This window comes from Rhodovulum sp. 12E13 (genome assembly GCF_003340565.1).
Classification (GTDB): Bacteria; Pseudomonadota; Alphaproteobacteria; order Rhodobacterales; family Rhodobacteraceae; genus HLUCCA09.
In genome coordinates this window covers 1-12,792 of the sequence record NZ_QPLK01000018.1, presented here as the reverse complement: position 1 = coordinate 12,792, position 12,792 = coordinate 1, and the positions used below count along the sequence as shown (strand labels likewise).

General features: G+C 71.0%; 12 protein-coding genes. 10 read left to right on the top strand and 2 right to left on the bottom strand.

What is annotated here, in order from left to right:
* Nucleotides 1-154: 154 nt before the first annotated feature.
* The 10 genes from DLJ49_RS14895 (at nt 155) to DLJ49_RS14850 (ending at nt 11,499) form a co-directional block, all read left to right on the top strand.
* Nucleotides 155-1,474: a KamA family radical SAM protein gene (locus tag DLJ49_RS14895; RefSeq protein ID WP_147277319.1), complete on the top strand. Its 1,320-nt coding sequence runs from the start codon at nt 155-157 to the stop codon at nt 1,472-1,474.
* Between the two features lie 450 nt (nt 1,475-1,924).
* Nucleotides 1,925-2,392, top strand: coding sequence for an NAD(P)H-dependent oxidoreductase subunit E (locus DLJ49_RS14890; RefSeq protein WP_115394350.1), 468 nt, complete (start codon nt 1,925-1,927; stop codon nt 2,390-2,392).
* Nucleotides 2,392-3,900 carry an NADH-ubiquinone oxidoreductase-F iron-sulfur binding region domain-containing protein gene (locus tag DLJ49_RS14885; RefSeq protein ID WP_115394349.1) on the top strand — a complete coding sequence of 503 codons (1,509 nt, stop codon included), beginning with the start codon at nt 2,392-2,394 and terminating at the stop codon, nt 3,898-3,900. Before DLJ49_RS14890 ends, DLJ49_RS14885 begins: the two co-directional genes overlap by 1 nt.
* 123 nt (nt 3,901-4,023) lie before the next feature.
* Entirely contained in the window at nt 4,024-6,906 is a 2,883-nt protein-coding gene (gene fdhF, locus DLJ49_RS14880) for a formate dehydrogenase subunit alpha (RefSeq protein WP_115394348.1), read from the top strand.
* A complete protein-coding gene (gene fdhD / locus DLJ49_RS14875) occupies nt 6,906-7,676 on the top strand; it encodes a formate dehydrogenase accessory sulfurtransferase FdhD (RefSeq protein WP_115394347.1) in 771 nt (256 codons plus the stop codon). Before fdhF ends, fdhD begins: the two co-directional genes overlap by 1 nt.
* A 1-nt stretch (nt 7,677) precedes the next feature.
* A complete protein-coding gene (locus DLJ49_RS14870) occupies nt 7,678-7,905 on the top strand; it encodes a formate dehydrogenase subunit delta (protein WP_115394346.1) in 228 nt (75 codons plus the stop codon).
* A gap of 221 nt (nt 7,906-8,126) precedes the next feature.
* Nucleotides 8,127-9,053 (top strand): ornithine carbamoyltransferase, encoded by a 927-nt coding sequence (gene argF / locus DLJ49_RS14865; RefSeq protein ID WP_115394345.1) that lies wholly within the window; start codon nt 8,127-8,129, stop codon nt 9,051-9,053.
* Nucleotides 9,054-9,265: 212 nt separating this feature from the next.
* Nucleotides 9,266-9,514 carry a thiamine pyrophosphate-binding protein gene (locus DLJ49_RS22480; protein ID WP_233489047.1) on the top strand — a complete coding sequence of 83 codons (249 nt, stop codon included), beginning with the start codon at nt 9,266-9,268 and terminating at the stop codon, nt 9,512-9,514.
* Nucleotides 9,511-10,242, top strand: coding sequence for a tetratricopeptide repeat protein (locus DLJ49_RS14855; protein ID WP_158547478.1), 732 nt, complete (start codon nt 9,511-9,513; stop codon nt 10,240-10,242). Before DLJ49_RS22480 ends, DLJ49_RS14855 begins: the two co-directional genes overlap by 4 nt.
* 30 nt (nt 10,243-10,272) lie before the next feature.
* Nucleotides 10,273-11,499, top strand: a complete 1,227-nt coding sequence (locus tag DLJ49_RS14850; protein ID WP_115394342.1) for an OpgC family protein — start codon at nt 10,273-10,275, stop codon at nt 11,497-11,499.
* 52 nt (nt 11,500-11,551) lie between these two features.
* Here DLJ49_RS14850 and DLJ49_RS14845 read toward each other — a convergent pair whose 3' ends face one another.
* Nucleotides 11,552-12,121 carry a carboxymuconolactone decarboxylase family protein gene (locus DLJ49_RS14845; RefSeq protein WP_115394341.1) on the bottom strand — a complete coding sequence of 190 codons (570 nt, stop codon included), beginning with the start codon at nt 12,119-12,121 and terminating at the stop codon, nt 11,552-11,554.
* A 213-nt stretch (nt 12,122-12,334) separates the two neighbouring features.
* Entirely contained in the window at nt 12,335-12,604 is a 270-nt protein-coding gene (locus DLJ49_RS14840) for a hypothetical protein (protein WP_115394340.1), read from the bottom strand.
* Between the last annotated feature and the right edge of the window lie 188 nt (nt 12,605-12,792).

Below are 12,792 nucleotides of genomic sequence, written 5' to 3'. Positions count from 1 at the left end.
GATTTAATTCGATTTCGAGGGGTCCGGGGCGAAATGAGTCGCCTCGCCCTCCCTCTCGCCGCACTCTCCACCGCGGGTGGGGTCCGGGGTAACGCGCCAGTTCGTCGAGACGGGCGCTCCCGGCATGACGATCGCAGCGAGCGCGGAGCCGGACATGACCATTCAGGATCGCAACACACTGGCGGGGCGCCCGGCCGTGGCGAAGTTCCGGGCCTATTCGCCCGCCGGCTTTCGCAGGACGCCCTACTGGGAGCGGCTCTCGCCCGACTATCGTGCGCTGTTCGACAGCGTGACCGAGGTGCTGCCGTTTCGCGTCAACGATTTCACCCTGGAACATCTGATCGACTGGAGCGCCCCCGACGCCGACCCGATGTTCCGCCTGATGTTCCCGCAGGAGGGCATGCTGACGGGGGCGCAGGTCGCCGCGGTCGCCCGCGCGAAGGCCGAGGGGCGAGAGCCGCTGCGTGCCGTGGTGCGCGACATCCGCGAGAGCCTCAACCCGCACCCGGCCGGCCAGCAGACCGACAATCGCGCCTGGCTCGACGGGGAGCCGGTCGACGGTCTCCAGCACAAGTATGCCGAAACGGTGCTGTTCTTCCCCTCTGCCGGGCAGACCTGTCACGCCTATTGCAGCTTCTGCTTTCGCTGGGCGCAGTTCGTCGGCGAGCCCGACTGGAAGATCCAGGCGCGCGAGGCGGCGCAGGCGGCCGCCTACCTGCGGGCGCACCCCGAGGTCACCGACATCCTCATCACCGGGGGCGACCCGGCGATCATGCCGACCCGCGTGCTGGCACGCTACATCGAGCCGTTTCTCGAGGTGGAGAGCCTGCGCACCATCCGCATCGGCACGAAGGCGCTCAGCTACTGGCCCGGCCGCTTCACCACCGACGGCGATGCCGACGACCTGATGCGGCTGTTCGAGCGGGTGGTCGCCTCGGGCCGGCACCTCGCGGTGATGGCGCATCTCAACCACTGGCGCGAGCTCGAGCCGGCGCCGGTGCAGGATGCCGTCGCCCGGCTGCGCGCGGCGGGCGCCGTCCTGCGGACGCAGGCGCCGATCCTTGCGCAGATCAACGACGACGCCGGGACATGGGCGCGGCTCTGGGAGCGGTCGGTCGCGCTGGGCATGGTGCCCTACTACATGTTCATGGAGCGCGACACGGGGCCGGCCGACTATTTCCGCGTGCCGCTCCTGCGCGCGTGGGAGATCCATACCGACGCGCAGCGGCGCGTCTCCGGCCTCGCCCGCTCCGCCCGCGGGCCGGTCATGTCGGCACATCCCGGCAAGGTCGTGCTCGACGGGCCGGTGGAGACGGGGGCGGGCAAGGCGCTGTCGCTGCGCTTCCTGCAGGCGCGCGATGCCGCGCTGACGGGGCGGCCCTTCCTCGCCGAGCACGACGACCGGGCGGGCTGGCTCGACGATCTGCGCCCGCTCCCCGGCACCGCGTTTCCGCACCAACGACCCGCGGAGTGACGCCGCGCGGGGCGCGCGCGCGCCCTGCGGGAAGCCCAGCCGGCGCAGCCCGTCGACGCGGGCGCAACCGGGGCCGATCTCGTGGGTGGCGCCGGCATGGGGCATGGCACCCGCCGCGAGGATCGTTCCACGACACGCGGCCGCGGCGCGGGTGGGCCGCGCCGGCGCCGTCGCAGCAGATCGCCTGCCCGAATGTCGGGACAAGCCCATGCCGCCGCTGCTGCCGTGGGTCAGGCGCATCCGGGTCGTCCCGCTGCCGGTCTTCAGGAGCGCGTTACACCACGGCAGCAAGCGAGGGCGCACCTGCCTTCGAGGCGTCTGCACCATGTCATGGCCGATAGACACCTCCTATCAAGTGACGAGTTTCCGATATTGAACTCCGCTGCATACCGCGGCACGCGGAACAGGTAGCCAGCCTGCCAGCCAAGGATCGCGCCACGGAGCCTGCCCATGCCGCTCGACACGTCCACCGAGGAGATCGCGGCGGAGGCGCGCGCCATAGCGGAACGGCTGATGCCGCTCGAGGGGCCGCTGCTGCCGATCCTGCACGCGGTGCACGAGAGGTTCGGCCATCTGCCCGACGCCGCGCTGCCTGCCATCGCCGACGTGCTCAACCTGACCCGGGCCGAGGTGCACGGGGTGGCCTCGTTCTACCACGACTTCCGGTCGGAGCCGGCAGGCCGCGTCACCGTGCGCGTCTGCCGCTCGGAGGCCTGCAAGAGCGTCGGCGCCGACCGTCTGCTGGCCGATCTGGAGGCGGCGCTGGGCGTCACGGCGGGCGAAACGGCACCTGACGGGTCGGTGACGCTCGAGCCGGTCTATTGCCTCGGCCTGTGCGCCTGCGGACCCGCGGCGCAGGTCGGCGGCCGGCTGCTCGGCCGGGCGACGGCCGAGCGGATCGCGGGGGAGGTGGGCTGATGCGCGTCTTTCTCAGCCGGGATGCGGCGGCCAAGGCGCTCGGGGCCGAGGCGGTCGCGGCGGTGCTGGCCGAGGCCGGAGTGACGCCCGTGCGCGTCGGCTCGCGCGGGATGGTCTGGCTCGAGCCGCTGCTGGAGATCGAGATCGGCGGCATGCGGCACGCCTTTGGCCCGGTCGCGCCCGACGACGTGCCGGGCATCCTCGCCGACCCGACGGGCCATCCCAAGGGGCTGGGGCCGACCGAGGAGATCCCGTTTTTCGCCGCCCAGCAGCGGCTGACCTTCGCGCGCTGCGGGCGGATCGACCCGCTGTCGCTGGCCGACTACGAGGCCGAGGGCGGCCTTGTCGGCCTGCGCCGCGCGCTGGGAATGTCGGCCGAGGCGATCGTCGAAGAGGTGAAGGCGTCCGGCCTGCGGGGGCGCGGCGGTGCGGGCTTTCCCACCGGCATCAAGTGGGACACGGTGCGCAAGGCGGCGGGCGGGCGGAAATACATCGTCTGCAACGCCGACGAGGGCGATTCGGGCACCTTCGCCGACCGGATGCTGATGGAGGGAGACCCCTTCTCGCTGATCGAGGGAATGGCGATCGCCGGCCTCGGCACGGGGGCCACGCAGGGCTACGTCTACCTGCGCTCGGAATACCCCGACGCCATCGAGGCGATGTCGGAGGCGATCCGGCGGGCGCGCGGGGCGGGCGTGCTGGGCGCGTCGGTGCTGGGCTCGGGCCACGCCTTCGACATGGAGGTGCGGGTCGGCGCGGGGGCCTATGTCTGCGGCGAGGAAACGTCGCTCCTGAACTCGCTCGAGGGCAAGCGCGGCGTGGTGCGCGCGAAGCCCCCGCTGCCCGCGATCGAGGGGTTCCTCGGGCGGCCGACAGTGGTCAACAACGTGCTGTCGCTCGCCACCGTGCCGGTGATCCTCGAGAAGGGGGCGGAGCACTACGCCGGATTCGGGCTGGGCCGCTCGCGCGGGACGATCCCGGTGCAGATCGCGGGCAACGTCAGGCATGGCGGGCTGTTCGAGACGGCCTTCGGGATGCCGCTGGGGCGTCTGGTGGAGGAGATCGGCGGCGGCACGGCCTCGGGCCGGCCGGTGAAGGCGGTGCAGGTGGGCGGGCCGCTCGGCGCCTATTTTGCGCCGCACCAGTTCGACACGCCGTTCGGCTACGAGGAGTTCGACGGCCAGGGCGGGCTGATCGGGCACGCCGGGGTCGTGGTGTTCGACGACACGGTGGACATGGCCGAGATGGCGCGCTTCGCCTTCGAGTTCTGCGCCATCGAGAGTTGCGGCAAGTGCACGCCCTGCCGCATCGGCGCGGTGAGGGGCATGGAGGTGATGGAGCAGGTGATCGCGGGAGACGCGCGCCGGATCGACCTGCTGACCGACCTCTGCGAGACGATGAAGGACGGCTCGCTCTGCGCGCTGGGAGGCTTCACGCCCTACCCGGTGCTCTCGGCGCTGAAGCATTTCCCCGACGATTTCTTCCCGGTGCGGGAGGCGGCGGAATGAGCGGCCGGGCGCTGGTGGCGCGGGCGGACGGGGGGCCAGCCCCCCGAGCCCCCCGGAGTATTTGTGCCAAGATGATGGGCAGGACGATGGCCCGGGGCGGCGCCCCGGCGAAAGGGTGAGCCGATGAAGGACTTCGTCATTCCGTGGGAGAGCCGCGACATGGGCACGCCGGCGCGCGAAGGGGCGCCGGTGCGGCTGACCATCGACGGCTTCGAGGTGACGGTGCCGGAGGGCACCTCCGTCATGCGGGCGGCGGCGGAACTGGGGATGCAGATCCCGAAGCTGTGCGCGACGGATTCGCTGGAGGCCTTCGGCTCGTGCCGGCTCTGCGTGGTGGAGATCGAGGGGCGGCGGGGAACGCCGGCCTCGTGCACGACACCGGTGACCGAGGGCATGGTCGTGCGCACCCAGTCGGAAAAGGTGAAGAAGATCCGCAAGGGCGTGATGGAGCTCTACATCTCCGACCACCCGCTCGACTGCCTGACCTGCGCGGCGAACGGCGATTGCGAGTTGCAGGACATGGCCGGCGCCGTCGGCTTGCGCGACGTGCGCTACGGCTATGAGGGCGAGAACCACGTCGTCGCCCGGCAGAACGGGGAGGCGAACCCCAACTGGCTGCCGAAGGACGATTCGAACCCGTATTTCTCCTACGACCCCTCGAAATGCATCGTCTGCTCGCGCTGCGTGCGCGCCTGCGAGGAGGTGCAGGGCACCTTCGCGCTGACCATAGAGGGGCGCGGCTTCGACAGCCGGGTGTCGGCGGGGATGGCGGGCGACGATTTCCTGTCGTCGGATTGCGTGAGTTGCGGGGCCTGCGTGCAGGCCTGCCCGACCGCCACCCTGCAGGAGAAGTCGGTCGCCGAGATCGGCACGCCGGACCGGTCGGTGGTGACGACCTGCGCCTATTGCGGGGTGGGCTGCTCGTTCGAGGCGCAGATGCGCGGCGACGAACTGGTGCGGATGGTGCCCTACAAGCACGGCAAGGCGAACCGGGGGCACAGCTGCGTCAAGGGCCGCTTCGCCTGGGGCTACGCCAACCATGCCGACCGGGTGCTGAACCCGATGATCCGCGAGAGCATCGACGAGCCGTGGCGCGAGGTGACCTGGGAGGAGGCGTTCGCCCACACGGCGGCCAAGCTGCGCGGCATCCAGGAGCGGCACGGCGTGGGAGCGATCGGGGGCATCACCTCGAGCCGCTGCACCAACGAGGAGACGTTCCTCGTGCAGAAGCTGATCCGGAGCGTCTTCGGCAACAACAACGTCGATACCTGCGCGCGGGTCTGCCACTCGCCCACCGGCTACGGGCTCAAGACGACCTTCGGCACTTCGGCCGGCACGCAGGATTTCGATAGCGTCGAGCACACCGACGTCGTGATCGTGATCGGCGCCAACCCGACCGACGGTCACCCCGTCTTCGGCTCGCGGCTGAAGAAGCGGCTGCGGGCCGGCGCGAAGCTGATCGTGATCGACCCGCGGCGGATCGACCTCGTGCGCACCCCGCATGTGGAGGCCGCGCATCACCTCGCCCTCAGGCCCGGCACGAACGTGGCGGTGCTGACGGCGATGGCGCACGTGATCGTCACCGAGGGGCTCGTGGACGAGGCATTCGTGCGCGAGCGCTGCGACTGGGACGCCTTCGAGGACTGGGCGCGCTTTGTGGCCGATGAGCGCCATGCGCCCGAGGCGGTGGAGCAGGTGACGGGCGTGCCGGCCGCCGAGTTGCGCGCCGCGGCCCGGCTCTATGCCACCGGCGGCAACGGGGCGATCTACTACGGGCTGGGCGTGACCGAGCACAGCCAGGGCTCGACCACCGTCATGGCGATTGCCAACCTCGCCATGGCCACCGGCAATGTCGGCCGCAAGGGCGTGGGCGTGAACCCGCTGCGCGGCCAGAACAACGTGCAGGGCTCGTGCGACATGGGTAGCTTCCCGCACGAGCTGCCGGGCTATCGCCACGTGCATGACGGCGACGCCCGCGACGTGTTCGAGGCCATCTGGGGCACACCGATCCGCGACGAGCCGGGGCTGCGCATCCCCAACATGCTGGATGCGGCGACCGAGGGCACGTTCCGCGGCATCTACATCCAGGGCGAGGACATCCTGCAGTCGGACCCCGACACGCGGCATGTGCGCGACGGGCTGGCGGCAATGGAATGCGTCATCGTCCACGACCTGTTCCTGAACGAGACGGCGAACTACGCCCATGTCTTCCTGCCGGGCTCAACCTTCCTCGAGAAAGACGGGACGTTCACCAACGCCGAGCGGCGGATCAACCGCGTGCGCCGCGTGATGGCGCCGAAGACCGGGCTGGCCGACTGGGAGGTGACGCTGGGGCTGGCCCGCGCGATGGGCGCGGAATGGGCCTATACCCACCCCAGCCAGATCATGGACGAGATCGCGGCCACGACCCCCTCCTTCGCCGGCGTGTCCTACGGGACGCTCGAGACGGAGGGCTCGGTGCAATGGCCGTGCAACGCGGCCGCGCCGCAGGGCACGCCGGTGATGCACGAGGCCGGCTTCGTGCGGGGCAAGGGCCTGTTCGTGGTGACGGAATACGTGGCCACCGACGAGCGGACCGGCCCGCGCTTCCCGCTGCTGCTGACGACGGGGCGGGTGCTGTCGCAGTACAACGTGGGCGCCCAGACGCGGCGGACGGCGAACACCGTCTGGCACGCAGAGGACGTGCTGGAGATCCACCCGCACGACGCCGAGAATCGCGGCGTCTCCGACGGCGCATGGGTGAAGCTCGCCTCTCGCAAGGGCGAGACGTCGCTCCGGGCGCACATCACCGACCGGGTGGCGCCGGGCGTGGTCTATACGACCTTCCACCATCCCGACACGCAGGCCAACGTCATCACCACCGACTATTCCGACTGGGCGACGAACTGCCCGGAATACAAGGTGACGGCGGTGCAGGTGTCGCTCTCGAACGGGCCGACCGAGTGGCAGCGCGACTACGCCGCGCAGGCCGAGCGCGCACGCCGGGTGCTGAAGGCGGCCGAGTGATGGGGCAGGCGCGCGCCATCCTGTACGACGCGCCCCCCCGGCCGCTTGCCGAGGAGGTGCCGGTCGCGCTCGTCTACAACGGCACGACGCAGGCGGTGATGATGGCGACGCCCGCCGACCTCGAGGATTTCGCGGTCGGCTTCACCCTGACCGAGGGGATCGCTGCTGCGGGCGAGATCCTCGAACTCGAGATCGTCGATCACGGGGCGGGGCGCGAGGCGCGCATGTGGCTGCCAGACGGCGCCGCGGAGCGGCTGGCGCGGCGGCGCCGGGCGATGGCCGGGCCGGTGGGCTGCGGCCTGTGCGGGATCGACTCGATCGATCAGGCCCTGGCGCCGGCCGCGCAGGTGGAAACCTGCGACCTGCGGCTGCGGGCGGCCGACCTGCGCCACGCCCCCGAGATGCTGCGCCGCCGCCAGCCGCTGCACGATGCGACCCATGCGGCCCACGCCGCCGGCCTCTGGCGGCCGGGCACCGGGCTGGTGGTCGCGCGCGAGGACGTGGGCCGGCACAACGCGCTCGACAAGCTGGCAGGCGCCGTGGCGCGCGCGCGCGAGGACACCGCGGGAACGGCTGTCGTGCTGACCAGCCGCGTCTCCGTCGAGATGGTGCAGAAGGCGGCGGCGATGGGGGCAGAGGCGATCCTCGCGGCCTCGGCGGCCACCGCGCTCGCCGCCCGGATGGCCGACGCAGCGGGGCTGACCCTGGTGGCGGGGCTGAAGGGCGGGCCCGCTGCACCGCTGACCCACCCCCACCGGATGGAGGGCTGAGATGACCGACGACAAGCTCGCCTACATGGCCAACCAGATCGCCACCGCCTTTCGCGCGCAGCCGCGCGAGGCGGCGGCGGACGCCGTGGCCGACCACATCAACAAGTTCTGGGAGCCGCGGATGCGGGCGCAGCTTCTCGCGCGGCTGGATGCGGGCGGCGCCGGGCTCGACGCCACGGTGATCGCCGCCGGGCCCGCGATCCGACGACCGGCCGCGGCCGACGCCTGACACGGCGCCGCTCCGGTGCGCGGCACCGGGGGGCTCCCGCCCTCCCTCGCGCCCGTGCGGGCGCTCCTCCGGTTGGGCCCGGCGCCCGCGCACGCGGGCGCGGCGCCGCGCGGGGCGCCACCGTGGCGCGCAGGTCAGGGAGGCCGTGCGCGGGGTCATCGGGGCTTGCGCTCCGACCCGCTTCGGGGTGACTTCGGGGCTCCGCCCAGGAGGAGCGCCGCATGCCCGACTTTCTCGACATCGACCGTCTGCCCGCCGACGACCTGCGTGCGATCCTCGACGCGGCGCGCCGGATGAAGGACGCGCGGGCGGGCCGGCCAAAGGGCGCGGCAGACGACGAGGCCGCGCTCGCGGGGCGGGTCGTGGCGCTGGTCTTCGAGAAGCCGTCGACGCGGACGCGGGTGTCGTTCGACGTGGGCGTGCGGCAGATGGGCGGGCAGACGCTGGTGCTGTCGGGCGCCGAGATGCAGCTCGGCGCCGGCGAGAGCGTCGCCGATACCGCCCGCGTGCTGTCGCGCTTCGTCGATCTCGTCATGATCCGCACCTTCGACCCGGCGGCGCTGGAGGAGCTGGCGCATCACGCCACGGTGCCGGTGATCAACGGACTGACCGACCGCTCGCATCCCTGCCAGATCATGGCCGACGTGATGACCTACGAGGAGCATCGCGGGCCCATCGCCGGGCGCAAGGTGGTGTGGTGCGGCGACGGCAACAACGTCTTCGCCTCGTTCGCCCACGGCGCGGCGCGCTTCGGCTATTCCCTCGTCTTCGCCGGACCCGAGGCGCTCGACCCCGACCCCGAGATCGTGGCGGAGATGCGGGCCGAGGGAGCCGAGATCGCGGTGGAGCGTGATGCGGCCCGCGCGGTGGAGGGGGCCGACCTCGTGGTGACAGACACCTGGGTGAGCATGCACGACGCGCCCGAGACGAAGGAAGAGCGCCACAGCCTGCTCGCGCCCTACCGCGTCGACGAGGCGCTGATGGCGCGGGCGGCGCCCGACGCGCTGTTCATGCACTGCCTGCCGGCCCATCGCGGCGAAGAGGCGACCGACGCGGTGCTCGACGGCCCGGCCTCGGTCATCTTCGATGAAGCCGAGAACCGACTGCACGCCCAGAAGGCCATCCTGCGCTGGTGCCTCGGCGTCTGATCCAAACCCGGCATCGACATGGGTGATCGGCACGTCGTCCTCGCTCGGCCTCGCGCGGCTCCATGCCGCCGAGGCAGGGCACGCCACCCTGCCGGAAGGGCGGGCCGCGCGGGGAGGGACGCGCCATTCCCGGCAGGGCGTGGCCGGGTCGCCGTGACGGCCTAAGCACGCGGACAAGGGGCTCCATCGCGCGTGGTGGCCATGCCTCCGCCGTGGCCGGGCCCGCGTCCTCTGGCCTGACGACGGTCGGGCCCGGTGCGCTCAATGCCGTCAACGTGGTCGAGAACGCGCGCGAGGATCGTGTTCCGATGATCGTGTTCACGGTCTGCCTCGATGCGGAGACGGCCGCGCGGTATACCCACCAGCTCGCCGACCAGCGCGCCGTGTTCGCCGCGTTGGCGAAGGGGCACTTCACCATGACGCCTGGGGGCTGCACGCGGTGGCGCCTGTTCACGACATGATGCACCGGCCGGAGGCCGGTATCGCCCTTCCCGAGCGGAACGAGGGGGCATGGAGCCACTGCAACAATTTCCGCTTCCATGTCTGGTGGCACAAGGCGCTGCTGCACCTCGATCTGGGAGGCCACGACAGGGCCCTGTCGCTCTACGATACCCGCATCCGGACGGACAAGACCGACGACTACCGCGATCTCGCAAATGCCGCCTCGCTCCTCGTCCGGCTGGAGCTCGACGGGGTCGATGTCGGCCAGCGCTGGGGCGAACTGGCGGACATCGCGGAAAACAGGGCGGACGACGGCTGTCTGGTCCTTGCCGATCTGCACTACATGCTCGCCCTGACGGGCGCCACGCGCCGCGAATCCGCGGGGCGTCTCGTGGCACAGGTGGCCGCCTCCGGGGCCGCCCCGACCGAGCAGGGGCGCGGGGCGGCCCATCCCGGCCTTGCCGCGGCCGAAGGGCTCGCGGCCTTCGGCGAGGGCCGCCATGCGCGCGCCTTCGACCGGCTCAGCGCCGCGCGAGCTCACATGCCGACGATTGGCAGCCATGCGCAGCGCGACGTCTTCGAGCGCATCACGGTCGACGCCGGCATCCGCGCCGGGCGGCTCGAGGCGGCCTCGGCGATCCTCGATGCGCGCACGGCGCTTCGCGGGGGCCATGCCGACACGTTTGCCCGCACGCGGCGAACCCGCATTGCCGATGCCCCTCTCGCGTCGGATCATGGGGCAGAATAGCCGCCCCCTTCCAGAGCGAGTGCCTGCCCGATGAGCCTGACCGACACCACGCCCGGCTCGCAGCCGAAGGGCAGCGCGGTTTCCCGAACGGCCGCCACGGACACGGCCACGCTGCGCGATCCGAGGCTCGATTTCTTCCGCGGTATCGCGATGTTCATCATCCTGATCGCCCATGTGCCAAGCAACTGGATGACGCAGTGGATTCCGGCGCGGTTCGGCTTCTCCGACGCCACCGAGATCTTCGTGTTCTGCTCGGGCATGGCCTCGGCCATCGCGTTCGGCAAGGTCTTCCGCGACCGCGGGTGGGCCATGGGGACGGCCCGGGTCGCATACCGCTGCTGGCAGGTCTACTGGGCGCATGTCTGCCTGTTTCTCGACATCGCCGCGACCATGGTCGCCCTGACCGCCTCCGACCTGCTCCTGCGCGACTACGTCGGTCAGCTGAACCTGCATCCGTTCTTCAACGATCCCGCGACGAACCTTCTGGGGCTGGTCACGCTGACCTACGTGCCGAACTATTTCGACATCCTGCCGATGTATCTGGTCATCCTGATGATGCTGCCCGCGGTCATGGCGCTGGCACGTGTCCACCTCTGGGCGGCCTTCGGCGCGGTGATCAGTGTCTGGGCACTCGCCCAGGCGAGTGTGCTCGCCCTGCCCGCAGAGCCGTGGTCCGAGCGCGAGTGGTTCTTCAACCCGTTCGGCTGGCAGCTTGTCTTCTTCACGGGGTTCGCCCTGATGTCGGGCTGGCTGCCCGCCCCGCCCGTCGACCGCAGGCTGGTGATCGGTGCCGCAGCGATCGTTCTGGCGATCGTGCCGTTGGCGCACGGGCCGACCTACCGGGACGTGGCGCAGCTGTCGGAGGCACGGGCGGCGCTGGCCCCCCTGATCGGCAAGTCCGACTTCGGGGGGCTTCGCTACCTCCACTTTCTCGCGCTCGCCTACCTTGCCTGGGTCGCCGTGGGCCCGCGCGGAGACAGGCTCGCGCCACCCGACGGCGACGGGCCGCTGGCGCGGACATGGCGCACCGGACTCGTCGTGATCCTGAAAGTCGGCCAGCAATCGCTCGCGGTGTTCATCGCGTCGATGTATCTTGCGCGGCTCCTCGGAGTGGCGCTCGACGTCCTCGGGCGCACGCCGCTGAACGCGGCGCTGGTCAACCTCGTCGGTATGGCGGTGCTGGTGGCCGTGGCCCATGGCACAGGCTGGTTCAAGTCGGCGCCGTGGCGGTTGACCGGCCGACGGCCGCGGACGTGACCGGCCCGGCGGCACCTGCTTCCGCGTCAGCCTGCCGTTTTCGGGCTGAGCCTCAGCCGAGGCGGTATTCGGGGTCGATCCGCGTCCGGTCGAGATTGGCCGAGAAGGTGGCCACCGTGTACTCCCCGATCACGCCGATGATCTCGAGGATCTGCGCGAAGGACAGGCCCCGCTCGCGGTAGCGGGCCAGCTCCGCCCGGCCGAGCTTGCCGCGGCTGGCCAGCAGCGCCCGCGTCGCCCCGATCACGAGATCGAGCCGCGCCTCGCCCGGCAGCGCGCCCTTCGCCGCGGCATCGACGACCGCGTCGGGCACGCCGAGGTCGTGCACGCTGTAATGGCTGAGCGCGACGATGCAGTAGCTGCACTCGCAGTAATTGGCCACCTCGAGCGCCACCAGGCAGCGCTCGGCCTCGGTGAGCTCGCCGCCGGCGAGACACTCCTTCATCGCGACGAGCCCGGCCATGACCCGCGGGTTGCGCAGCATCATCCGGTAGATGTTCGGCACACCATTGGGGAAGATCGCCCGGAGCCGGGCGTGCAGCGCCGCCTCGTCGGGGCGCGTCCCGTCCAGGGGCGGCCGGACATCGGTATGGGCACTGGACTCGGGCTCGTCGGAGGACATCTCGGGCTCCCGGATCGGTGGTGGTCTGGTGGCGACGATACGCGACGCCCGACACGCACGCATCCTCCTCTCACGCCGTGTTGACGCGCTGACAGCGCAGGTGTCGGGGCCGGGGCGGCTCGACGATCGGCACCGGAGCACCCCCCATGGCGAAAGGGGCCGCCAGTCGGCAGCCCCTCAGGTGCGCGCGCGGCGCGCCGGGTCGCGGGCGCGTCAGCCCGCAGCGCGCTCGAGAATCAGCTCGATGCGCTGACGCTCGCTGTTGCCCATGTCGCCGGTCAGGAGGTTCCGGATCTGGGCGATCTCCGACAGCGAGAGGTCGTTGATGTTCGAGGTGTCGAACCCCTGCGCGCTGAGGGCATTGTAGACCGCCCCCGTCAGCATGTTGAACCCCTGGCCCATCGCGGGGTCCTCCTGCGCATGGGCGGCGACGCCGAGCGTCAGGGCGGTCAGGGCGGCGGCGGTGATGATGCGGGCCTTCATGGGATTATCCTCCTATCGATCTGACTTTTCCGATCCCGGTTTCTGTTTTCGGGACATCACACCGAAGTTCGACAGTTGATCCGATAAGCGATTGATATTGTTGGCGGGGAGTTCGCGTTTTTGTGACGACAAGGTGCGTCAGGCGGGTTTCGGCAGGCTCAATGCTTCGAACAGGTCGAGTTGCTCCG